Annotated in this window: 18 protein-coding genes and 1 pseudogene; 2 read left to right on the top strand and 17 right to left on the bottom strand. The window is 57.1% G+C overall.

Annotation, left to right across the window (positions count from 1 at the left end; all coding sequences use genetic code 11):
- Both PHD44_RS08950 and PHD44_RS08945 read left to right on the top strand, forming a co-directional pair.
- Positions 1–491: pseudogene (locus tag PHD44_RS08950) on the top strand (ubiquinone biosynthesis regulatory protein kinase UbiB); the annotation flags it as partial.
- Between the two features lie 90 nt (positions 492–581).
- On the top strand, positions 582–746 hold the full coding sequence (locus PHD44_RS08945; RefSeq protein ID WP_300190599.1) for a hypothetical protein: 165 nt from the start codon (positions 582–584) through the stop codon (positions 744–746).
- 261 nt (positions 747–1,007) lie between these two features.
- Here the strand turns inward: PHD44_RS08945 and PHD44_RS08940 are convergent, their stop codons facing one another.
- The 17 genes from PHD44_RS08940 to nirB form a co-directional block, all read right to left on the bottom strand.
- Complete coding sequence (locus tag PHD44_RS08940) at positions 1,008–2,366, bottom strand: dicarboxylate/amino acid:cation symporter (RefSeq protein WP_300190596.1); 1,359 nt, start codon at positions 2,364–2,366, stop codon at positions 1,008–1,010.
- A 230-nt stretch (positions 2,367–2,596) separates the two neighbouring features.
- Positions 2,597–3,292 carry an urea ABC transporter ATP-binding subunit UrtE gene (gene urtE / locus PHD44_RS08935; RefSeq protein ID WP_300190592.1) on the bottom strand — a complete coding sequence of 232 codons (696 nt, stop codon included), beginning with the start codon at positions 3,290–3,292 and terminating at the stop codon, positions 2,597–2,599.
- Positions 3,280–4,110 carry an urea ABC transporter ATP-binding protein UrtD gene (gene urtD / locus PHD44_RS08930; RefSeq protein ID WP_300190589.1) on the bottom strand — a complete coding sequence of 277 codons (831 nt, stop codon included), beginning with the start codon at positions 4,108–4,110 and terminating at the stop codon, positions 3,280–3,282. Before urtD ends, urtE begins: the two co-directional genes overlap by 13 nt.
- The gene (gene urtC, locus PHD44_RS08925) at positions 4,110–5,282 is read right to left on the bottom strand and encodes an urea ABC transporter permease subunit UrtC (RefSeq protein ID WP_300190587.1); all 1,173 of its coding nucleotides are present in this window, start codon (positions 5,280–5,282) and stop codon (positions 4,110–4,112) included. The genes urtD and urtC overlap by 1 nt, the downstream gene beginning before the upstream one ends.
- A 3-nt stretch (positions 5,283–5,285) precedes the next feature.
- Positions 5,286–6,971 carry an urea ABC transporter permease subunit UrtB gene (urtB, locus tag PHD44_RS08920; protein WP_300190584.1) on the bottom strand — a complete coding sequence of 562 codons (1,686 nt, stop codon included), beginning with the start codon at positions 6,969–6,971 and terminating at the stop codon, positions 5,286–5,288.
- A 68-nt stretch (positions 6,972–7,039) separates the two neighbouring features.
- Positions 7,040–8,341: an urea ABC transporter substrate-binding protein gene (gene urtA / locus PHD44_RS08915; RefSeq protein ID WP_300190582.1), complete on the bottom strand. Its 1,302-nt coding sequence runs from the start codon at positions 8,339–8,341 to the stop codon at positions 7,040–7,042.
- Positions 8,342–8,380: 39 nt separating this feature from the next.
- The gene (locus PHD44_RS08910; protein ID WP_300190579.1) at positions 8,381–9,181 is read right to left on the bottom strand and encodes a GntR family transcriptional regulator; all 801 of its coding nucleotides are present in this window, start codon (positions 9,179–9,181) and stop codon (positions 8,381–8,383) included.
- Complete coding sequence (gene uca / locus PHD44_RS08905) at positions 9,178–12,792, bottom strand: urea carboxylase (protein ID WP_300190576.1); 3,615 nt, start codon at positions 12,790–12,792, stop codon at positions 9,178–9,180. Before uca ends, PHD44_RS08910 begins: the two co-directional genes overlap by 4 nt.
- Positions 12,785–14,635 carry an allophanate hydrolase gene (gene atzF / locus PHD44_RS08900; RefSeq protein ID WP_300190573.1) on the bottom strand — a complete coding sequence of 617 codons (1,851 nt, stop codon included), beginning with the start codon at positions 14,633–14,635 and terminating at the stop codon, positions 12,785–12,787. The genes uca and atzF overlap by 8 nt, the downstream gene beginning before the upstream one ends.
- 202 nt (positions 14,636–14,837) lie before the next feature.
- Positions 14,838–15,875 (bottom strand): molybdopterin molybdotransferase MoeA, encoded by a 1,038-nt coding sequence (locus PHD44_RS08895; RefSeq protein ID WP_300190569.1) that lies wholly within the window; start codon positions 15,873–15,875, stop codon positions 14,838–14,840.
- Positions 15,872–16,474 (bottom strand): NTP transferase domain-containing protein, encoded by a 603-nt coding sequence (locus PHD44_RS08890; RefSeq protein WP_300190568.1) that lies wholly within the window; start codon positions 16,472–16,474, stop codon positions 15,872–15,874. Before PHD44_RS08890 ends, PHD44_RS08895 begins: the two co-directional genes overlap by 4 nt.
- Positions 16,471–17,325, bottom strand: coding sequence for a uroporphyrinogen-III synthase (locus PHD44_RS08885; RefSeq protein WP_300190566.1), 855 nt, complete (start codon positions 17,323–17,325; stop codon positions 16,471–16,473). Before PHD44_RS08885 ends, PHD44_RS08890 begins: the two co-directional genes overlap by 4 nt.
- 54 nt (positions 17,326–17,379) lie before the next feature.
- Complete coding sequence (locus tag PHD44_RS08880; RefSeq protein ID WP_300190563.1) at positions 17,380–18,213, bottom strand: formate/nitrite transporter family protein; 834 nt, start codon at positions 18,211–18,213, stop codon at positions 17,380–17,382.
- A 98-nt stretch (positions 18,214–18,311) separates the two neighbouring features.
- Positions 18,312–19,760 (bottom strand): siroheme synthase CysG, encoded by a 1,449-nt coding sequence (cysG, locus tag PHD44_RS08875; protein ID WP_300190560.1) that lies wholly within the window; start codon positions 19,758–19,760, stop codon positions 18,312–18,314.
- A gap of 4 nt (positions 19,761–19,764) precedes the next feature.
- Positions 19,765–22,530, bottom strand: a complete 2,766-nt coding sequence (locus PHD44_RS08870; RefSeq protein ID WP_300190557.1) for a nitrate reductase — start codon at positions 22,528–22,530, stop codon at positions 19,765–19,767.
- Positions 22,531–22,532: 2 nt separating this feature from the next.
- Positions 22,533–22,871: a nitrite reductase small subunit NirD gene (nirD, locus tag PHD44_RS08865; RefSeq protein WP_300190554.1), complete on the bottom strand. Its 339-nt coding sequence runs from the start codon at positions 22,869–22,871 to the stop codon at positions 22,533–22,535.
- 24 nt (positions 22,872–22,895) lie between these two features.
- The coding region (gene nirB / locus PHD44_RS08860) for a nitrite reductase large subunit NirB (RefSeq protein WP_300190551.1) at positions 22,896–24,706 on the bottom strand (1,811 nt) is incomplete at its 5' end.

Here is a 24,706-nt window from a genome sequence, read left to right as displayed (position 1 = left end):
GGTTCGACATGGAAGTCCAGCCCCAACTGACCTTGCTTCAGAAAACCCTGCTGGCAATCGAAGGTCTGGGGCGACAGCTTTATCCTGATCTTGATCTCTGGGCGACCGCCAAGCCGTTCATTGAACGTTGGATGCGTGAGCGAGTCGGCCCGAAGGCACTCCTGAAACGATTCAAGAACGAGCTTCCATTCGTGATGGAGCATTTTGCTGAGTTGCCCCGCCTGACCGTCTCCGCCTTGAAGCATGCAGAGCAGCAGACTGAGCAATTGGCTGCTCAGAAGAAGGAATTGGTGGCTTTACGTGCCGAAATGACTTTCCAGTCCCGCCGCAATCAGTACACGTTGATCGGTGGGCTGCTTATTCTGGCTTTTGTTCTGACTCAATCCGATCTGCTTGTTCATGCCGAGGGATGGCTCAAGCTGCCTACGCTCGGCTGGATCACCCTGGTTGGCGGACTTTTTCTGCTGTATCTGGGCCTCAGGCGCCGTTAAGGAAGCGCTGATTTATCCCATGGATGGAATAAATCAGCATTTACTTAAGGAAAATCTAACTAATACGGAGTTTGCTTAAGGAACCTCTGATTGAATCCCTCGTGCTACGCGAAGCTGGCGAAGCCCGCCGAGTTGCTGATCCAAAAGCCGCAAAACGAGGCAGAGGCCGAAGGTCGTAGTTTACGCTACGATGCCAAGGCCGATAACGAAGTGTTGCGGCTTTTGGGCGGCAACCCGCATGGGACGGGCTTTTGAGGGCGATTTTACGCGCAGCTGGCGTAAGCCCGCTGTGTTGCGCCGCTCACGAATGGAATAACCATTAACGCGGGCTTGCGCCTGCTTCGCATTAAGCTGGCGTAAGCCCGTTTCGCGCCGCGCCTTGCGACTCATCCCTCAAAAGCCCGTCTCGGCCACGAAGGATTCAATCAGAGGTTCCTTAACTCGCCTGCGGTTACAGGGTTTGGTTTCGAGCCAACGAACGCGCAAGGTGCTCAACCAATTGCCAGGCAAGTCGTATCAATGCCGGTTCTGGGCACTTTGAATGGTCTTAGCGAGTTCCCTCTCGTCTTTCTGGTCAATGTCCAGACCATGTTCTTGAGTGAATATGCCCGCGAGCGGATCGTTATAGGTTTTCTGATCCAGTTTCTGCTCGCTTTTGGCCACGATCGCAGTAACAACGGCATCGCCGGAGATGTTGACTGCGGTTCGGATCATGTCCATCAAACGGTCCACACCCAGAATCAGGCCGATGCCTTCGACGGGTAGCCCCACTTGGTAGAACACCATCGACAGCATGATCAGACCGACACCCGGTACGCCAGCCGTACCGATGGAGGCGAGAACAGACATCATGATAACGGTGAGATAGCCTGTCAGGCCGAGTTCAACGCCGTAAATATTGGCGATAAAGACGGTAGCAACACCTTGCATGATCGCGGTGCCATCCATATTGATGGTCGCGCCAAAAGGGACGGTGAACGAGGCAACGGAATTGTCGATACCCATCTTTTCCGTAATGACCCGTAGCGTAACCGGAATCGTTGCATTCGAACTTGCCGTACTGAACGCGAAAATCTGTGCTTCCTTTATCTTGCGCATGAACATCCGTGGGCTCAGACCAGAGAAGGTTTTGAGGATAATCATCAAGGTAAAGAATAAATGCACCAGCAGGGCTGAAACGAGCACCAGGACATAGTCGGCCAGATGGTTCAGCAACTCGATGCCAAGTTCTGCCATGGATTTGGCAATCAGGGCGAAAACGGCGTAGGGCGCTACGACCATGACGATGGTGACCATCTTCATCATGATTTCGTTAGCCACCTCGATACCCGCAACGATATCCTTTGCCTTGGCGCCGACCATGACGATGCATACGCCCAGCAAGATGGTAAAAAAGATCAGGGGCAGCATCTGGCCTTGGGCCATGGCCTCTATGGGATTTGTCGGAATGATGTTGATGAGCACATCAGTCAGTGGTGGCGCTGCCTGGGCAGTAAAGTTGGTGTCGGCCGCCAGATTCATGCCATGGCCGATCTCGAAGGTGGTCGCAATGGTTATGGCAACGGCAATGGCGATGGCGGTAGTCAATATGTAGAGCAAGAATGCCTTGATACCCACGCGCCCAAGAACATTGAGATTGCCGATACCGCAGACCCCGCTGAGCAGGGAAAAGAACACCAGCGGCACCACGAGCATTTTCAGGGCGTTGATGAACAACTTGCCCACCACGTAGAACAAGCCTTCCACCACATAGGTGTTGACGAAGCTACCCTTGAAATTGAGCCCGCTCAGATTAATGAACAGACCAACGGCAATTCCCAGCCCCATGCCGATGAGCACCTTGCTGGTAAGGCTTAATTTTTTAATTTCATTCATGCTGAGTGATGGCTCTCGCTTAATCTCGTCTTTGTCAGAATCGTAATCTGTTCGACCCTAGCCTTTTCAAATGCTCGCATGTTTTTGGCAAATCAATCAATAAAACAATAGTTTAAGTATTTATACTCGATCGATATCAATTGTATTGGCAGTCACCATCTGCTGAAAACGGTTTGGATTTACTCCGACTTATCAAAATAATCCGAATTTTGTGCCGACTAACACTGCGTTCAAACCGTGAGATAACGGGCGATAAGCGCATCGTCGAGTGTACTCATCGCTCCGGTGGCTTGAATTTCTCCGCGTTCCATAATGACGAAGTGGTCGGCAACCTGGCGGGCAAAGGGTAGTTTCTGCTCCACGAGTAAAACAGCCAGCCCCAACTCCTGATTCAACCGGCGCAACACTTCACCGATTTCATGGACGATGTTCGGCTGGATGCCTTCGGTCGGTTCATCCAGCAGCAGGATTTTCGGATCGAGCACCAGTGCGCGGCCAATGGCTAACTGTTGCTGCTGGCCGCCTGAGAGATCGCCTCCACGCCGATGGCGCATTTCCTGCAATACCGGAAACAGATCATATATCTGTGCCGGGATTTTACGCACCTTGTCGCGTCGTCCGGCCAGTGCGAGTTTGAGGTTTTCTTCCACGGTGAGCAGCGGGAAAATTTCCCGACCTTGTGGCACATAGCCAATACCGGCTCGTGCCCGTTGCTCGGTCGATGCTTTTGAAAGATCCTGTCCAGCAAAATGAATGTCGCCGCTTTTTATCGCAACCATGCCCATAATTGAACGCATGAGCGTGGTTTTGCCGACACCATTGCGGCCCAGCAGGCAGACCAGCTCACCCGCATCGATCGAGAGGTTGATATTGTTCAGGATGTGGCTGCCGCCATAGTATTGATTCACGGCATTCAGTGTGAGCATGGTGTTTCTCCCAGATACACTTCGATGACTTTGGGATTGCTTTGCACGCTGCTCAGGCTGCCTTCAGCCAGCACACTGCCCTGATGCAGAACCGTCACGGTGCGGGCGATTTTGCGTACGAAGGCCATGTCGTGCTCGACGACGACGACGGTGCGTTCCCCGGCCAGACTGACCAGCAATTCTGCCGTTCTTGCCACTTCCTCGCCCGTCATGCCTGCGACAGGTTCATCGACCAGCAAGATGCGTGGGTTTTGTGCGAGCAACATGCCGATCTCAAGCCATTGCTTCTGGCCGTGCGACAGGATGCCTGCCGGTTGATGCCGCAGTTGAATCAAACCAATGGTCGTAAGAACTTCATCGATACGATCTCGCTCTGCGGCTGTACTTCGCGCCTTGAGCACGGCCCAGGGCGCGCGCGGCCCCAACAGGGTAAGCTCGATGTTCTCGGCCACCGTTAGCGCCTCGAATACGGTCGGGCGCTGAAATTTGCGCCCGACCATGCCGCGGGCAATTTCATGTTCCTGATGCTTGAGCAGGTCGATGTTCTGGCCGAAAAACACCTGGCCGGAATCAGGTTTACGCCGTCCGGTGATGACATCCATCATGGTCGATTTGCCCGCTCCGTTCGGGCCGATAATGCAGCGTAACTCGCCATCATCGAGGGTCAGATTGAGTTTATTTAGGGCTTTGAACCCATCGAAACTCAGAGTGACGTCTTCGAGATACAGGATGGTGCCGTGGGTTACGTCCGGTTGGCCGGGTGCCAAGGTGGCGACGCGATCGCCGATGATTTCGCTTTCATTGGGGACGGATAACATCACAGAACCTCCGTTTTTCTGTCTGCCGCTACGGACGTTTCCTGCTTGATAGCCTTATTGATGACCATAGTTTCAGATTCCTCGACCGGTTTTTTCCGACGGCCCAGCAAGCTGATCAGTCCCTTGGGCAAAAAGACGGTGACCAGAATGAACAGGCCGCCAAGCACGAATGGCCACAGATCCGGTGCCAGCGTGGTGAGCTGCGTTTTGCTGTAGTTGACGGCGAAGGCACCGATAATGGGGCCGAACAGGCTACCCCGACCGCCGGTCGCCACCCAGGCAACCGCTTCGATCGAAGATAAAGGCGAGAATTCGCCAGGATTGATAATGCCAACCTGTGGCACATACAACGCGCCGGCGACAGCAGCCAACATGGCGGAAATCACGAACACCACCAGTTTGTATTGCGCCACCGGATAGCCGCAGGCGCGGGTTCGCGGCTCGGCATCTCGAATTGCGACCAACACCCGCCCGAAGCGTGAGCGCACGATGGCCTGCGCAATGAAGTAGCCGAGAATCAGCGCGATGCCGGAGGCGACAAACAGGCCCACGCGGGTGCTGTTCTCGGTGATGGAAAACCCGAGAATATCCTTGAAATCCGTCAGGCCGTTATTCCCACCGAAGCCCATCTCATTGCGGAAAAACGCGAGCATCAGCGCGTAGGTCAGCGCCTGGGTGATGATGGCGAAATACACGCCGGATACTTTCGAGCGGAACGCCAGCCAACCGAATAAACCGGCCAATATGCCCGGCACCAGCAGCACCATCAGGGCGGCAAACCAGAAGTGGTCGAAGCCGTACCAATACCACGGCAGTTCATGCCAGTTCAGAAACACCATGAAATCCGGCAAATTGGGATTGCCATACTGGCCGCGATCACCAATTTCACGCATCAGGTACATGCCCATCGCGTAGCCACCCAGTGCGAAGAAAGCGCCATGCCCCAACGAAAGAATGCCAGCATAACCCCAGATCAAATCAATCGATACGGCCAGCAGGGCATAGGTGAGGAATTTGCCGAGGATGGTCACGGTATAGGTGGAAACATGCCATGAGCTGCTCGCGGGTACCGCCAGATTGCCGATACTGACCCACAACAACATGAGCACAATCGCCAGCATCACAATCAAGCCGCCCCGCTCATGGCCTGCGAATAATGTCTTGAAAAGCATGGTCTATTCCTCCGCCGCGCGGCCCTTTTGCGGGAATAATCCACGCGGGCGTTTTTGAATGACGAGGATCACGAGCACCAGCACCACGACTTTCGCCAGAACAGCGCCGGAATAGGGTTCGAGGAATTTATTGAGCACGCCGATACCCATCCCGGCGACCAGTGTGCCCCACAGATTTCCGACACCGCCCAGTACCACGACCATGAAAGAATCGACGATATAGCTCTGGCCGAGATTGGGGCCGACATTGGTAATCTGCGCCAGCGCCACACCGGCAATACCGGCGATGCCGGAACCAAGGCCGAAGGTGAGGGCATCGATCCAGTTTGAACGCACCCCGCAGGCCCGGGCCATGGCACGGTTTTGCGCGACGGCACGGATTCGAAGTCCAAACGTGCTTCGCTTGAGCAGAAGTAAGAGGCCGAAGAAGACGGTCAGTGAAAAAATCAGGATATACAGTCGGTTATACGTGATGGCGAATACCGGATTGACAACCCAACTGTTGCTCATGAAATCCGGCAGGGCGACGGCACGATTGAGCGGGGTGAAAATAATCCGTGCGGCTTGTTGCAGCATCAGGCTCAAACCGAATGTCGCCAGCAGGGTTTCCAGCGGACGACCATAAAGGAAGCGAATCAGCCCGCGTTCGATTGCCATGCCGATAATGCCCGCGGCCAGAAATGCGCTAGGAATGGCGAGGAACAGGGCAGCGGTGAGGTGGTTGGGCATCAGTTGTTGCAACAGCCAGGTCGTGTAGGCACCGATCATCATCATCTCGCCATGGGCCATATTGATGACGCCCATCACGCCGAAGGTAATCGCCAAGCCAATTGCGGCCAGCAGCAATACCGAGCCGAGGCTGAGCCCGAACACCAGATTCTGCAAAAACTGCCATCCGGCCACACGGGTATTGATGGCATCGAGCGTTTTGGCCGCCGCCGCTTTCACAGCAGGGTCATTATCGTTACTGGCAAGATTCGCCAGCTTGGCACGGATTTCGGGATCCAGTGCGTCGGCCACATCGGCAATCGCTGCCAGCCGAACCTTGGGATCGGCATCGTTCAGCTCGAAACCGGCCACCAGTTTACGCAGATTAGCCTGCACATCCGCATCCTTGATTTTCGGTTCCAATGCCTTGATTTCGTGGATATAGTCCGGAGTCAGCCGTGCAGAAAACAAATCCTGAGCGGCGTCACGGCGTTTAGAAACATCGGGTGAGGCCAGCGCCATGAGGTCAAGACGCGGCCGCAACTGGATGCGAATCACGTTATTGATCGATACAGGTTGCCATTGGGCATCACTGGTGTTGCCCAGGATTTCATCCGAGTCAATGGCGGAAATTTTGCCTGCGGCATCGGCAATGCCGAGACGGGCGACGGGCTTGGCTGTGACATAGAGCATGCCTCTATCAAGTGCATGCAGCACATCGGCGGCACCGGCCGGCGGCTGAAGTATCAAAGCCTTGATGGCTTGGCTGCGTGTCATGGCGTCATCGCTGGCGATGGCGGACACGGTCGGACTGCCTGCCGCCAGTGAAGGCGAAGCCGGGTCGGCCTGCGCCACCGATATAGGGAGCGTTGCGCCCAACAGAAGGCACAAGGTTAGAATTGGGGCGATCCAGCGCCGGAATCGTTTAAGTCCGATTGGCGCGGCGCTGGATTGCGGGTGATTGCGGGTATGATTCGTCATCAATCCATCCTCGGGAAACCGGCCAACTAACAACGGGTCGGCCGTATGACAGAAGCTGCGTTCAGATTCTATGAACCTGATCCTGTGCACTTCTTGGTAACGGTGTTGTAGGCACCGCAGTTGATCGGCGGTGTCCAGTCCGCAATCAGATCTTTGCTGCCCGGCAGGTATGGCGACCATGCCTTGCCCGGCACTTCGGTCTTGGTTTTCCAGACGACATCAAACTGTCCATCATCCTGAATTTCTCCGATGTACACCGGTTTGGTGATGTAGTGATTCGGCAGCATTTTGGCCATGCCACCGGTCAGGTTGGGCACTTCGACGCCGATGATCGATTCGAGGATCTTGTCCGTGTCGGTGGATTTAGCCTTTTCAACTGCCTTCACCCACATCTGGAAGGCGATGTACTCCGCTTCCATCGGGTCGTTGGTCACCGCTTTAGGGTCTTTCTTGAACTTCTTCCAGTTGGCGATATAGGCTTCGTTTTCTGGCGTCTTGACGCTTTCGAAGTAGTTCCAGGCGGCCAGTTGGCCGACCAATGGTTTGGTATCCATGCCGGAGAGTTCCTGTTCGCCCACGGAGAAGGCAACGACGGGAATATCCTGAGACTTGATGCCCTGATTGCCCAGCTCGCGATAGAACGGCACGTTGGCATCGCCGTTGATGGTGGAAACAACCGCGGTGGGTTTGCCCGCGCTGCCGAACTGCTTGATCTGGCTCACGATCGACTGCCAGTCGGACTGACCGAACGGCGTGTAGTTGATCATGATGTCTTCATCTTTCACGCCCTTTTGCTTGAGGTAGGCTTCAAGGATCTTGTTGGTGGTGCGCGGATACACGTAATCGGTGCCCGCCAAAACCCAACGGGTAATGCCAAGCTCGTTCATCAAATAATCAACGGCCGGGATGGCTTGCTGGTTTGGCGCGGCGCCGGTGTAGAAAATATTGCGCGAGGATTCTTCGCCTTCAAACTGAACGGGGTAGAACAGCAGACCGTTGAGTTCTTCGACGACCGGCAGGACGGATTTGCGGGAAACGGAAGTCCAGCAGCCGAAAATGGCGGAAACCTTGTCCTTACTGATCAGTTCGCGTGCCTTTTCCGCGAACAGGGGCCAGTTGGATGCCGGATCGACAACGACCGGTTCCAATTTGCGCCCCATTACGCCGCCCTTGGCGTTCTGCTCGGCGATCAACATCAGCATGTTGTCTTTGAGCGCGCTTTCAGAGATGGCCATCGTGCCGGATAACGAATGCAAAATACCGACCTTGATCGGGCCTTCTGCGGCATTGGCAAACTCGATGCCCTTGAGGCCGAAACCGAGTGACAATCCGGTAGCGCCCACGGCTTTCATAAAGTTACGACGATTCATGGTTGTTCCCTCCATTGGGTTTTCTCATGCGGGTTTTTCTCATGTGAGATTTTCTTGCGGGGTCACAAGCGGGTTTGGCCGGATTCCGCCGGCCGCGGTTTCTGAAACAGGGTTGAGTAATGCAGCGCGTTCACGCATGCGTTCGCGCGCTTCATACAGACGATGAAGGCTGATTTTGCGAACGGACTGCCTTGAAAGTTCGATGTGGGTTTGAAGCAGTCGTTTGGCCTCGTTGCCACGGTGCTGGGCGATGGCAGCAAGAATGGCGGCGTGTTCGTTGTAGGTCGCTTCGATGCGATGACTCTCGGTAAAATCCAGTTGACGCACGATGCGGATGCGCTCGGTGACGCCGGTGTGGATTCGGTGCAGTTCGGCATTGCCTGTCGCGGCAACCAGCTGGTTATGGAACTGCTCGTCGAGGGTGAAAACGGCAGGGCCACCCGTGAGTCGATCGGCTTCGGGTACCTGCCAGATTGCAGCGAGTTCGGTTATGCCCGACGGTTCTGTTTGTGCGGTCAAACTGTCAATGCTGGCGAGTTCGACGATGGTGCGGACTTCATAAAGCTGATCGAATACCGCAAAATCGAGCTCATTGACCCGCCAGCCAGATCGATTCTGAACGCTCAGAAATCCCTCACGTGCGAGTCTGTTAAGGGCCTCACGCACGGGTGTGCGGCTGGCGCCGGTCAGTTCGGCCACCGTGTTTTCACTGAAACGCTCGCCGGGGAGCAATTCGAAGGCGAACAAGGCTTGCTTGACCTGGGCATAAACGCGTTCGGCCAATGCGGGCATATTTGAACTGCGGCGACGCTCGGCCGGGAAACGCAGGGGCGGATTCATTGAGGCAACTCCAGCGTGACCAGCGTTTGCCCCATCTGCACGAGTTGCCCCGGCGTACAGGCACATTCTGCGATCACGCCATCGCGCGGTGCCTCGATCGCGAATTCCATTTTCATGGCCTCGACGATGGCCACGACCTGCCCGGTCTGCACGGCTTCACCCGGCTCGACCAGGAGCTTCCAGACATTGCCGCTGATGGTCGCTGCAATCGGCTCGCCTTCGATTTGTGCTTCGGCAACAACGACTTCACGCGTGTTCAGGCTGCCATCGTCTTCCTGCCAGCGGCTGACTTCCAGTTCATAGGCGACGGCCTGACGTGCCTTGAATTCCGCTATAGAGTCCTGATTCGCCGCGAGGAACGCTTCATGTTCATCAAGCCGGAAGACGACATCTTCGGTTTTGACGTCGAGCGTGCCGGCCGCAAATTCGGCCCTGAGCCGGAGCAGTTCGGGCTCGCTGACCGGATAAAACCGCACCTGATCGAAGAAGCGCAGCAGCCAGGGTTTACCCGCTTCAAAACTCGGATGAGCGGTGCGACGATTCCAGATGGGCAATGTGCGGCCAACTAATTGATAACCACCGGGCGAATCCATGCCATAAATGCACATGTAGACACCGCCGATACCCACCGTGCCTTCTGCCGTGTAGGTGCGTGCCGGGTTGTATTTGGAGGTGAGCAGCCGATGCCGTGGATCGAGCGGAACGGCGCAAGGCGCACCGAGGTAGACATCGCCTAGGCCCAATACCATGTAGGATGCCGAATAGACCGTATCGTAAACAGCCTTTATATCCGGCAGGCCATTGATTCGGCGAATGAATTCACAGTTGCTCGGTAGCCAGGGCGCCGTGTCGCGAACCGATTGGCGGTAGCGAGCCACGGCATCGAGTGTGGCACTGTCTTCAAAGGCCATCGGCAAGTGAACGATCCGCGAAGCCACCGACAATTCACGTACATCGACCAGATGATTGTTGATGCTCGTCAACCGGGCAACCAACTCATCCTGAGGGATGCGCTTGGGCTCATACCGGATCTGGAGCGAACGAACGCCCGGAGAGCATTCGAGAATACCGGGAACGGGATCGGTTTCCAGACTTTGCATGAGGGCGTGCACACGCAGCCGCAGGGTCAGATCAAGGACGTTCTCGCCATATTCGAGCAGCAGATAGCCATCACCGGCTTGCCGGATAGTGAGCCGTGGAAGATCACCGGAGGCCGGAATATCCAAAAGCACGCAATGGCCGAGGTGCGGAGCCAAAGACAGGGTTTTGTTCGGTGCTTGCAGCGTTTCGATGGCTGCATCCTGCGAGAGTTCGAGCGCACGCGCCTGTGCGTAGCTGATGGGTACGAACCGAATGGTATCGCCGGGCTTGAGTTGCCCAACCTTCCATAATTCGGCACGGACGATGGTGGCCGGGCAGACAAAGCCGCCCAGACTCGGGCCATCGCGCGTGAGAATGACGGGCATGTCGCCGGTAAAGTTGATCGAGCCGACGGCATATTCCGTATCGTGGATATTCGATGGATGCAGGCCGGCTTCGCCACCGTCACTGCGCGCCCAACTGAGTTTTGGGCCCGACAGGCGAATCCCCAGGCGGTTGCTGTTGTAATGCACGGCCCAGTCGGTGGCGAAGAATTTATCGATGGCCTCGGGCATGAAATAATCCGGCGCTCCGTGCGGTCCATAGAGCACGCCGATTTCCCAGTGATTGGTGTATTCGGGTATCAGGCTCGCATCGGCCACTTTTGGCGCGAATGCCGCCGGTGCTGAACCCATGGGCAAAATATCGCCGACCTGCAGAATACGTCCGGCGTGTCCGCCCATTTTGCCGAGTGCGAAGGTTGAACGGCTGCCCAGATACTCGGGCACGTCGATGCCGCCCCGGATGGCCAGATACACACGAGCGCCTGTCTGAACCTGTCCGATGCTTAAAGTCTGCCCGGCCTCGATGGCGATGGGACGACCGGCCTGGACGTTCTGGTCATCTAGTCGAATGTCGGCTACCGCGCCCGTAATGGCGACCATGCTGTCCTTGTGGAATTTGAGCGAGGGGCCCACCAGCGTGCATTCAAGCCCGGCCATGTCCGGCGTGTTGCCGACAATCCGGTTTGCCAGACGCAAGGCATAGTCATCCATGGGCCCGGAGGGCGGTACACCGATATGCCACAAACCGAGTCGCCCGGGATAATCCTGCACGGTGGTATAGGTGCCCGGCTTGATGACCTCGATGGCAGGCGGTTGGTAGGCTCCGGCTGCAAGATAATGGTCGATGCTGCCGGTGCTGTGGGTGCCCGCCACAAAATCCGGGAGGGAAAGCAGGTCGCGTAGAAACGGCAGATTCGTCGAAATGCCATCAAAGCGCGTTTTGGCAAGTGCTTCGGCCAGATTCGACAGCGCTTTGCTGCGCGTCTCGCCCGTAACGATGATCTTGGCGAGCATCGGATCGAACTGAGCAGGCACCGTGGTGCTGGTTTCAACCCAGGTATCCACACGGACGAATTCATCAGTGGGCAGTGTTACATTGCTGAGTTGGCCGGGTGCTGGCTGGAAGTGCCGTAGCGGTTCTTCGGCATACACGCGCACTTCTATGGCATGACCATGCGGGGTAGGGGCGCACAGCTCGAAGGGTACACCGGCAGCCAGTGAAACCATCCATTCAATCAGATCGACACCGGTGACTTCTTCGGTGATGGGGTGTTCAACCTGTAACCGGGTGTTGACCTCGAGAAAATAGAATTCATCGCGGGGTGCATCGTAGATGTACTCGACCGTACCCGCCGATTGATAGGCGATGGATTCACCCAGTCGCTCGGCCGATGCCAGCAGCGCCGCTCGTGTAGCGGGTGGCAGATTCGGCGCTGGTGTTTCCTCGATGACTTTCTGGTTCCGTCGCTGCAGTGAACAATCCCGTTCGCCCAAGGCGACAACACGCCCTTTGCCATCGCCAAAGATCTGCACTTCAACATGACGGGCATGATCGATAAACCGCTCGACGAACACGCCGCCATCACCAAAGAAGCGCGCACCCATACCGGCCACGGCTTCGAACGCTTCGATCAGCGCCGGTTCATCGGCGCAACGCTTTAACCCAATACCGCCACCCCCAGCCGTGCTTTTAAGCATGATCGGATAACCGATGCGTTCAGCCTCCTGCAATGCAGCTTGCAGATCCTTGAGCAAGTCGCTACCCGGTGCGAGCGGCACTTTCGCTGCGGTGGCCAGTTCACGTGCGCGGTGTTTCAAACCAAATTCACGCAATTGATTGGGTGTCGGGCCGATAAATGCGATACCTTCGTGGGCACAACGTTCGGCGAAATCGGCGTTTTCGGATAGGAAACCGTAGCCGGGAATAATGGCCTGCACACCGTGTGCCTTGGCGAGTTCAAGAATTTTTTCGACCTGAAGGTAGCTTTCTGCCGCCGTTTGGCCTCCCAGTGCAACTGCTTCATCACAGGCACGGATATGCGGACTGTCGGCGTCCGAATCACTGTAAATGGCGACGGAGGTGACGCCCATCTTTTTCAGGGTGCGCGCAATCCGCACCACGATTTCGCCCCGATTGGCGATCAGAACTTTGCTGAAAACCTTGTTGGGCATGGGAACATCAGGCATGGGTAATTCCTTTTGGTTGCGGGGCAAGTGGCGTGGATTGACGTGAGGCGATATAAGCCCGCCAGCCGCCGAATTCCGTTACGTCTTGCGCGTCGTGTAGGGCACGTGGTTCGCAGATGAATCCGGTCACCTGACGGCCATCGGCAAGCGTGAGTGTGCCGAGGCCCAGCGGCGGTGGTATTTCTTGAATAAAGTCGGCCAATGCACTGCGCGGGAGTGCCCAGACTTCGACGATGATTTCATCACCTTTGGTATCGAACACCAGACCCGGCTTGGGTGGTGTGGTATTGGCAAGGGCGTACAGTCGATAAGACGCAGCCGTCGTGGTTTGTTCGAGCAGGCGACCACCCCGGCCGGTCAATTGGTGATTCAGCGGCATGCCCGTCAGGTGCGCACCCACAACGGCGAGCGCAATTTCATCACGGCGCAGCGGCGGGATGCCCGTTTTTTCTTGGTTCAACTGTTTGGCAATGGCGGCCAATCGGGCTTCGGCCCAAGCTTCGGCAATCAGGGTGATACCGAACGGCAGTCCGTCGGTACGCAAACCGGCGGGTACAGCCAGCGCGGACAAATCCGCCAGATTGACAAAATTCGTGTAGGTGCCCAGCTCGGAATTGAGCTTGATCGGCTCGGCCAATAGGGCTTCAATCGTGGGGAAAATTGGTGCCGTTGGCACCATCAGCGCATCGAACTCGGCGAGGGCACGTTGGATTTGCCTTGCCAAATCAGCACGTTGATATTCGGCATTGAACGTATCGACGGCAGAGAATTTTTCGCCGGATAGCACGATTTCGCGTACTACAGGGTGGATGGCCTCAGGCTGCTCTGCCACAAAGTCAGAAAGTGCGGCCAAACGCTCGGCCACCCAGGGGCCGTTATAGAGCAGCGGTGCCAGCGCAAAAAAAGGCGTCGGATCGATTTCCGTCAGCGTGATGCCTCGTTTGGCCAGTTGCGCGACATAGGCATCCCAAGCGGCTTTCTGTTCGGTATCCCCAAACCACTGCAAGCCACTGAAGGTTGCCAGTTTCAGGCCTTGTGATGACAACGACTTGGTTGATGGCGCGGCGCGGCGTGCATAAGGATCCTCCGCGTCATAAACACCGGCGACGGCGAGGACGTTTTGGGCATCGTCCACCGTATGCGCGAAGATTGAAATGCAATCGAGTGTGCGACACGCCGGGATTAAACCGTTCGTACTGATATACCCCTTGCTCGGTTTCAACCCCACCAGTTGGTTGCAACCGGCCGGGACTCGACCTGACCCGGCCGTATCCGTGCCCAATGAAAATGCCACTTCACCCAGCGCCACCGCCACTGCCGAACCGGAACTCGAACCGCCGGAAATATGCGCCTCACTGAACACTGAATGGGGAATGGAATAGGGCGTGCGCGTTCCGTTTAAGCCCGTCGCGAATTGATCAAGATTGGTTTTACCGATACAAATGGCACCGGCGTTTTTAAGCTTGGCGATAACAAAGGCATCCGAATCTGGCGTGTAGGCATATTCAGGACAACCTGCGGTCGTCGGTATGCCCGCAACATCAATGTTGTCCTTGACGGCAAACGGCACCCCATAAAGTGGCAGGTCTTTTGCGTCTTTCTTCAGAAGTTCGTCAATCTGTGCTTCAAGCACATCAAGAGCAACAAGATGGATCCATTGAGGGGTTTTTCCCGCTTCCCAGTCGGCGATGCGTTTTTGTTGCCGATCAAGCAAGTCCCGAGCAGTCTCTTGTGGATCTGTTTTCCATCGCTGTAACCAATCCGTGATCGTCAGTACATTCCCCGTGCCCGTATCCTCATTTGTATTCTGTTGGTCTTCGTGCCGGACAACCTGCTTTTGCATAACGCACACCTTCTTGTATTTCATCTGGTATACAAGAGATAGCGATAATGATGCCAACTTTATAAATCTATAAATAACAGATGGTTACGTTAGATTAGTCGGATTAAGATCGGGTTTTGCGCTCTTTTATGACGCAACCATGAGAGTTTATGATTTAAGTTGGTGCAGGTTGGGGCGTTCCTTGCCGGATTCGCAACAATGATCACGGGATGAGATGGCCCTGCATGAAGCGCAAGGTGGGTAGCAGGATGTTTTCAAGCAGCGCATTAACCGCTTTAGGGCTGCCGGGTAACGCTAAGAGGACGAGGCCGTTATCGGTTACACTCGCGCAGGCCGTGCGGCCGGGGCGGGTATGTACTCCCTCGAAAAGTGGTTGACCATGGCGGAAAAGAGCGCGTCGGGTGAAGTCATGCGTGCCCACGGAGGTCCCGCCAATCAAGATAAGCAGATCAGGGCGTTGAGCACGAGCCGTACCGATTGACTGGTCAATGGCAGCCAGATCATCTTTTACCGCTGCGGTGTGAATGATTTGCCCAAGGCGGTGCTGATCGAGGGTCGATTCAATCAGAAGGGCATTGTGCTCGTACAAATGGCCGCGTGGTAAGGGTGCCCCGGCGGGTGTCAGTTCGTTGCCGATGACTAACAGGACAATCCGCGCCGGTCGATGCACCGACAAGTGGCTGATGCCGTGTCGCGCTGCCTTGACAAGATCCGTCGGCGACAGTGGCGAATGAGCGGATATCAGCAGGTCGCCAACTGCGGCCACGCTGCCCATAGCCTCGGTATCTTTTCCGCGCTCAATTTGAGGAAGCAATCCGCGCAGTGTCTGGCCAAACCGCTGCGCGGATTCTTGTCGTAACACGGTATCCGCGCCAATCGGTAGAGGCGCCCCCGTTGCAATGCGCAGTGCGGTGTGTGCAGGGAGCGGTTTATCGGCTATTTGCCCGGCAATCAATTCGTCAAGAACACGCCATTGGGCCCCCGGTTTGACTTCGGTCGAACGCAGCGCGTAACCATCCATCATGGCGCGGGTGAACGGCGGAAAAGCCATCGGCGCACGCAGCGGTTCATTGAGACAACGGCCCAGCGCAGCTCGGAGTGGCACCGTCTCGCAAGGTGTCGGCTGAATATGAGCGCAGAGGCATTCGACGGCTTCGGCGGGCGAGGGGTCTGCATGAAAGATCGCGCAGGTATCTTGGAGCGAGGCGCCGACTGGAGGCTCAAGCACGGGCGGATTCATGTCAGCGCCTCGCGTCTGGACTGGTGCGCGCGCAATTGCTCCGGCGTATTGAGGTTGCTAAAAGCCCAGGCATCTTGATCGAGTGCACACACGCTGTAGCGACCGGCTGTGAGCACACTGAGCAAACGGGCATCGGCCGATGCCGGGCGCTGACTCAAGCAAGGACGATGAATCAAGGCAACAGTCGGTTGCAAACGCAATCCGTCATGCGCAATGACGACCGCTGCGCGGGTTTGTTCCTGTACTTGCCGCAATGCACCGAGCCAATGCGGTTGATAATCGGGCATGTCGCAGGGGGCGAGCAGTAGCCAGTCGTTTTTGGCATGGCGGCTGGCATGAACCAAGGCAGCGGCGGGGCCTGCAAACAGGTGATCTGCCTGAACCGGATCGGCCACGACAGGATGCCCCCATCGGCGGTACTGCTCCAGATGGCGATTGGCATTGATCAATACTTCATCGACGAGCGGCGAGAGTGTTTTGATGATCGGGTCGATCAACACGCCGCCCTCAAAAGGCAAAAGCCCCTTGTCGGCACCGCCCATGCGCCGACCAGCGCCCCCGGCGAGGATCAAGGCGCTGACCGGCGGATAGGCGTTCATTGTGACACCCCCTCAAGAGACGCTTGCGCCCAATGGTCTGCCAGCGCATCCACGAGCGGCTTCATGAAAAACCGACCGTCGGGCACGACATCGACTCGTACATCATTTTCGGTCAGATAGCTCGCCATCACCGGGCCAATGGCCGCGATTCGGGTGCGCGCCAGTCCTTGAACAAGTTGCGGTTCGCAATTGTGTGTTTTGGCCACACTGGCCAGCCGTTTGTATTGCGGTTGACTGGTAAACGCCAAGGCGTCGATTTGACCTTCAGCCAATTCTTCAATTAATGCCAGCACGGCTCCGGTCTCGGATTCACTGGCGTAGATGTACGGTGCGACGGGTACGGGCGTGGCACCGTGCGCGCTGATCGCCGCTTGCAGTGGCGCGTTTTCTTCGGTGCCGTACAACACTACGCCGATGCGGGGGGACAAGGCCGGCAGGGTGGATAAAGTGCTGATAATGCCCGCGCTGGTCGGTTCTACGGCCTGTACGCTGGGTTGTAACCCCCAGGTCTTCAGGGCACGGCCCGGTTTTGGGCCGCGCACAATCAATCGGGTGGTGCCGAGTTTATGCAAAAACGCGTCCACCAGACCGGTGCGTTTAGCGGCTTGAATCAAGCGGGTAATGCCCTCACCGGTCAGGATGATGAGATCGTTCATCGTGGCATCGGCAATAAACGCGCGTATCCAGGCGATGATGGGCGCTTGATCCGGCGCGTCGTGAATACTGACCAGCGGGCAGCGGCGAATCGCAGCCCCCCGGCGTTCGAATAGGGCGGCCAACACATCCAGCTGCCTTGATTCGGGCAGGGCGATGGTGCGGCCGGAAAACTGATTGGGGTTAATGTCTTGCATGGTGTATCCCCTGGAATATACCCGGAACAAACGGCTTCCCTGCCGTGGCGGCGCTTACAGCGACAATTCGCGTTTCGGCGCGGTTTTGTAGTGGGTGACGTACATCATCAACCCGACGAACAGCAGGCCACCGACCAGATTGCCCAGCGCAGTCGGCAACTCGTTCCACAACAGGTAGTCACCGAAGGTGAAATCGCCGCCCATGATCAGTGCGAACGGGAACAGGAACATGTTCACCACCGAGTGCTCAAAACCCATGTAAAAGAACAGCATGATCGGCATCCACATGGCGAAAATCTTGCCGATGGCCGAGGTCGAGAGCATCGCGGCAGCCACGCCGGTAGAGACCATCCAGTTGCACAGAATCCCGCGGATGAAAATGGTGAACCAGCCCATGATGCCGTGCGATTCATAACCCAAGGTGCGCGACATACCGATATGCCCCACCTTTTCCGCCACGGCACCGGCATTCACGGTAAAACCGAAGGTAAGAATAAACGCCATCATGAAAGCGACCGTGACTGCACCGGCGAAGTTGCCGATGAACACCAGCCCCCAGTTTCGCAGGACTTGGTTGACGGTCACGCCGGGGCGTTTATCGAGTAGCGCCAGTGGCACCAGCATGAACACGCCGGTCAGGAGATCAAATCCGAGCAAATACAACAGGATGAAGCCGACGGGGAACAGGATTGCGCCGGTCAACGGCGAACCGGTGTTGATGGAAATGGTGATGGCGAACATGGCAGCCAGACCCAAAATCGCACCGGCCATGTAAGCACGGATCAGAGTATCGCGGGTGGAAAGAAGAACCTTGGATTCACCCGCATCGACCATGGCTTTGGCCAGATCGTTCGGTTTGACATAGTCGCTGGACATTTGCTCGGACATGATGCGTACCTCAATGACTGAAAAATCAGTAACAGAAAAACAGGACAATTAAACGAAGCATCAGACTCTTCCTTAATCTACTTTTTATGGTTATCTCGTCAGGCGGCATTCGCCATCCCGCACAATGCGCGGTGCTCTACCGGCGGCAAAAAAGCCGCATCAGCGTCACTGTGTCCCTCGAACCACGCGAGGCTATCGTGCAACTGCACCACTTCACCAACAATCAACAGCGATGGCGATTGCGCATCGGCCAATAGCGTTGGCAAGGTGCTCAGCGTGCCTCGCAGCACGCGTTGGCGCGCGGTGGTGCCGTGTTCGACCAGCGCGGCGGGGTAATCTGCAGGCAGGCCATGCGCTTGTAGTTGGCTGCAAATTTCAGCAGTGGCGGTCAGCCCCATGTAAAAAACCAGCGTTTCGCGGCCATGCGCAAGATGCGCCCAATCCAGACTGAGCTTGCCGTCTTTGGTGTGCCCGGTGATAAAGCGCACGGACTGCGCATAATCGCGATGGGTGAGCGGAATCCCGGCATACGAGGCGCACCCGCTGGCAGCGGTAATGCCCGGCACAACTTCGTATGGGATGCCTGCTGCAGCCAATTGCTGAATTTCTTCACCGCCACGCCCGAAAATGAACGGGTCGCCCCCTTTCAAGCGGGCCACGACCTTGCCCTGCTGCGCCAGTTCGACCAGCAATTGCGAAATTTCGGCCTGTGGCACGCTGTGCGCCTCGCGGCATTTGCCGACATAACGGCGCTCGGCATCCCGGCGCGCCAGATCGACAATGGCGGGCGCGACCAGCCGGTCGTAAATCACCACATCGGCTTCCTGCAGACGCTGCAACGCGCGAAATGTCATTAAATCCGGCTCGCCCGGGCCCGCGCCAATCAAATACACCCGGCCCTGCGTCGGCGTCGCGGCATCCTGTTGCAAGGTTTGCTCGAATAAGCGATCGGCCTCGTCGGTCTGGCCTCGTGCCAGCGTGCTCGGTAGGAGCCCGGTCAGTATTTTTTCCCAGAACAACCGGCGATCACCCACTCGAGGTAACGCCGCTTGCACGGCGGCACGACGCGCACCCATAAATGCTGCGAGCTTACCGATGCTGTGCGGCAGGAGCGTTTCGATTTTGGCGCGAATCCAACGCGCCAACACCGGGCTTTTGCCCGCGCTGGAAACGGCCACGGTGATCGGGTCGCGATCAATAATGGCCGGCACAATGAAACTGCACAGCGCGGGGCTATCGACCACATTCACCGGAATCTGTCGCGCCTTGGCGCCTGCGGCCACGGCTGCATTGACGGCCTCGTCGTCGGTGGCGGAAATTACCAGACCACAGTCATCGAGATGATGTGGCTCAAAAGCAGCGGGGATATAGGAAATGCGCGCACCGTCGATTTGCGCCCGGATTTCTTCACTGCATTCTGGCGATACGATGCGAACGGTTGCACCGGCAGATTTCAACAGGGCGAGCTTGCGCGCGGCCACTTCGCCCGCACCCACGAGCAGGCAGGTTTGCTGTTGAACATCAAGAAAAATTGGTAAGTAACGCATGATCTCAGTCCTCAATAGTCGCTTGGGCATTGGATGTTGCCGCTTCGGCGGATGGCGGATTTTTGGCAATCAAGGCCTTGAGTTCCGGCAGGCAAGAACCGCAGTTCGTGCCCGCTTGGGTACACGCGCCTAAGGCTTTTGCATCGGTGATGCCATGACGGTGAATCGCATTGATCAAGGGGTTGCGCCCCAGGCTGAAGCACGCACAAATGATCGGCCCGACATCGGCCTGCGCACCGGCGGGTTTGCCCGCCATTAAATCGGCCCGTTGTGCAGCATTGAGCGAGGGTTCCGCAAACAGACCGAGCAGCCAGTTGGTATCGACCGCACGGCTATCACGAGTGATGTGCAGCACCCAATCGAGTCGCCCCTGCGTGATTTGCGCGATGCGATAGCGGCCGGTGGCCGAATCGGCAAATTCAATCCATTCACGGTCGATTTCAGCGACGGTTTTAAGGGCCATTTTTTGGTGATTAAGCGTGGTTTTTGCCCAATCCATCCAATTGCTGGGCGCGGCCACACCAGCCAGTTCGTAGTGGGTTGCGGTGGTCGCTGTGATCTTGATGGCGTAATCGCCGGGCAATTGCTTGAGTTCGGGAACGGGCAGGCCCTCGCGAATCAAGGCGAATCCGAACCACTCGGCGGGATAGTGCTCGACCCAGACCGATTGGGTTTTAAATTCCGGCTGCCCGGAAATCGGATCAATAATCGCTGCAATCAACGCATTGACCAGACCATCGCGGCTAAATGCATCGCTCCAGTGCATGGGCACGAACACGCTGCCTTGGCGTTGGTGCTCGTCCAAGACCACGCGCGTCAACAATTGCCCGCGCGGGTTACCCACCCGCGCGATCTGATGGCCCCGAAGCTTGTAGCGTGCCGCGTCCATCGGATGAATCGCGAGGGTGGGTTCGCCGACATGGTTGAGCAGTTTCGGCACCGCACCCGTGCGGCTCATGCCGTGCCATTGATCGCGCAGACGACCGGTATTCAACCGCAGCGGAAGAGCGGGCGTCAGCGCTGATGGTGCTCCTTGTGCCGTGATGGGCAGCATTCGGGCGCGTCGGTTTTCCGTAAAAAAACGGCCATCGCTGAACGGTTCAACTGGCGGACGGTCGACCGGTTGTGGCCAGCGGGTCGGGGGCAGCTCGTTATATTGCGCATCGCTGAGTTGCGTGAATGCACCCAAGTCAAGATCCCGGCTGCCGTTGTTTTCAAAGGCTGTGAGCGCCGCATATTCGCGGAAAATCGCAGCGGCATCAGGGAAATCGAAGGCGCTGCCAAAACCAAGTCGTTGTGCCACGGCGCACAACGCCTGCCAGTCATGGCGGGATTCGCCCACCGGCGGATAGAGCGGACGCTGACGAGAAATTCGGCGCTCGGAATTGGTCACCGTGCCGTCACGCTCACCCCAGGTGGTGGCAGGCAACAAGATGTCGGCGAACTGAGCGGTATCGGTATCGGCCACGCATTCCGACAGCACAACCAACGGGCAGTGTTCGAGCGCCGTTCGCACGGCATGGCTATCGGGCAGGCTGAACACGGGATTGGTCGCGATAATCCACAGGGCCTTGATTTGGCCGGTTCCTGCGGCGGCAAATAAATCCACGGCTTTCAAACCGGGTTTTTGCGCGACATTTTGGCTGCCCCAAAACCGGCTGACCCGGTCGATGGCTTCTGACGTAAACCCCTGATGTGCCGCGAGCATATTGGCCAGGCCGCCAACCTCGCGCCCGCCCATCGCATTGGGCTGACCGGTGATTGAAAACGGCCCCATTGCCGGTTTGCCAATCCGTCCTGTCGCCAGATGACAGTTGATTAGGGCGTTGCCCTTGTCCGTGCCGCTAGCAGATTGGTTCATGCCCTGCGACCAAAGCGACACCGTGTGCTCATGGGCAATAAACCAACCGAAAAATTGCTCTAACTGCGCCCGTGAGAGGCCACAGCGTTGCGCCAGAGTATCCGGATCGCCCGCATCGGCGCGTGCGGCAGCGAGGCTGGCATCAAAGCCATCGACCGAGGTGGCGATAAAGTCGTGATCAATTTTGCCGGCATCGGCCAACGCGACCAGCAGCCCATTGAACAACAGGGCATCAGCACCGGGTGCAATCGGCAGGTGCAGGTCGGCAATGTCGCAAGTCGCTGTTTTGCGCGGATCGATCACCACGAACTTCATCTCGGGTCGGCGTTCCTTGGCTGCCACCAGGCGCTGGTAAATCACCGGATGGGCATAGGCGGTGTTCGAGCCTGCCAACACGACCAGATCGGCGTTTTCCAGATCTTCGTAGGACACCGGCACGGTATCGCTGCCGAAGGCGCGGTTATAGGCGGCCACGGCCGAGGACATGCACAGCCGCGAGTTGGTGTCGATATTCGCACTGCCGATAAAGCCCTTCATCAGCTTATTGGCGACGTAATAATCTTCAGTCAGGATTTGTCCGGAGACGTAAATCCCGACCGAATCCGGGCCGAATTCATCGATGGCTGCGCGAAAACCTTCGGCGACCCGATCCAGTGCGTGATCCCAGGAAACGCGCTGCAAGCCGCCGTCGGCCATGCGTTGCATGGGCACGGTCAGCCGTTGCGGTAAATCGATGGTTTCTGCCAGCGCCGCGCCCTTGGAACAGAGTCGACCAAAATTGGCCGGATGATCCGGATCGCCGCGCACCGACCACTGTCCCGCAACGTTTTGCTCGGCCAGCACACCGCAACCAACGCCACAATAGGGGCAGGTGGTTCTGACGGGTTCGTTGGCAATGTGACCGTTCATGGTCAGGCCGTCGCCAGCGCGTCGAGATGCGGCACCGCCAGTTCAACCCGGCCATCGGTTACCCGAACCGCAAAGGTGGGCGTGCAACCAGTATCCGGCGCGATCGCGGTGCCCCTGTCCAGTTCGATGACCCAACCATGCAAGGGGCAGGTCACTTTCCGGTCATGGACGATGCCTTGCGACAAGGGGCCCTTTTTGTGCGGGCAATGATCCTCCAGTGCAAAGACCTCGTCTTTCTGGGTGCGGAAAATCGCGATGGGTGTGCCCTGCCAATGGACCACTTTCGCGCCCAGGCGGGGAATATCGGCCAGTTGGCCTACGGTAAACCATGTGCTGCTCATGCTCTGTGTCCTTTATCGCTTGGTTCAGGCCAGAACCAACGGTTCGGCGAATTCATTGGCATCCTTGCCTTCGGCCCGTTCGGTCCAGGGATCGGTCTGCGAAAACTGCTGCGAAAAAATAAACCGCTCGGCCAGTGCTTTGCGACCGACCGGGTCTTCGATCAAACGGCGCTGGATGTAGGGCAGGCCGACGCGCTCAATCCACGGCGCGGTGCGATCGAGGTAATGCGCTTCTTCGCGGTACATCTGGATGAAGGCTTGGGTGTATTCGACCACTTCATCTTCGGTGGACACCTTGCAGAGAAAATCGGTCACACGCACCTTGATGCCCGCATTGCCGCCGACATGCAGCTCAAAACCGGAGTCCACACAGACCACGCCGAGGTCTTTCACCGTGGCTTCGGCGCAATTGCGCGGGCAGCCGGAGACGGCAATCTTGAATTTATGCGGCATCCAGGAACCCCAGGTGAGTTTTTCCAGGCGAATGCCGAGTGCCGTGGAATCCTGCGTACCGAAGCGGCACCATTCCTTGCCTACGCAGGTTTTTACGGTGCGCAGCGCTTTGCCATACCCATGACCGGAAACAAACCCGGCGGCACTCAAGTCACGCCAGACATGGGGTAGTTGCTCTTTTTTCACGCCCAGCAAATCCAATCGTTGCCCGCCGGTGAATTTCACCGTGGGGATCGCATAGCGTTCGGCGACTTCGGCAATGGCTTTGAGTTCAGACGGCGAGGTGACACCACCCCAGATGCGCGGAATGACCGAGTATGTGCCGTCTTTTTGGATGTTGGCGTGGACGCGCTCGTTGATGAAACGCGATTGCGCATCATCCTGATAGCTGTCCGGCCAGGCGCACAGCAGGTAGTAATTCAGCGCCGGGCGGCACTTGGCACAGCCGTCTTCGGTTTTCCATGAGAATTGGGTGAAAATCGCGCGGATTGTCTTGAGTTCGTGACGATAAATACCCGCGCGAACGTCATCGTGCGTGGCATCGGTGCAACCGCACAGGGGCTTGACCGAGGGCGCGGCGGAGTAATCGCCCCCTAGGGTCGAGGCCAGTAAATCTTCAACCAGGCCCGTGCAGGAACCGCAGGAGGCCGATGCCTTGGTGTGTGCGCGTACTTCATCGAGCGTGAACAGCTTGTGCTCATTGATTGCCTTGACGATATCGCCCTTGCACACGCCGTTACAGCCGCAGATTTCGGCGGAATCGGGCAGGCTGGCCACACGCGCTTTCGCGCCATGACCCGAATCGCCCACATGCGCTTGACCAAACAACAGGTGATCGCGCAACGCGGTCACATCGGTCTTGTCGCGCATGAGCTGGAAATACCACGCGCCGTCCATGGTGTCGCCCACCATGACCGCGCCCTCAATCATGTTATTGTTCAGAATGAGTTTTTTGTATACGCCCCGTGTGGCGTCGGCCAACACCATTTCTTCGTGATGCGGCTTGGCCTGAATTTCACCGGCGGAAAACACGTCCACGCCGGTGACCTTGAGTTTGGTCGAGGTCATCGAGCCGGTGTACTTGGCAATGCCGTATTCGGCCAGATGATTCGCGCAGACCTTCGCCTGCTCGAACAACGGTGCGACCAAGCCGTAGCATTCCTTGCGATGTTGCACGCATTCGCCGACTGCGTAGATCTTCGGATCGTAGGTTTGCAGCGTGTCGTCAACGACGATCCCATTTTCACAATAAATGCGGCTGTTGAGCGCCACATCGATATTCGGGCGAATCCCCGCAGCCATCACCACGAGATCAGCGGGCAGTTCGGTACCATCTTTGAGCCGGACGGCTTCGACCCGATCCGTGCCGTGCAGCGAGGCGG

The sequence above is a fragment of the Halothiobacillus sp. genome, from assembly GCF_028710545.1.
GTDB lineage: Bacteria > Pseudomonadota > Gammaproteobacteria > Halothiobacillales > Halothiobacillaceae > Halothiobacillus.
Note: the sequence above shows the minus strand (reverse complement) of the source record. Positions and strands in the feature narration are given on the sequence as shown.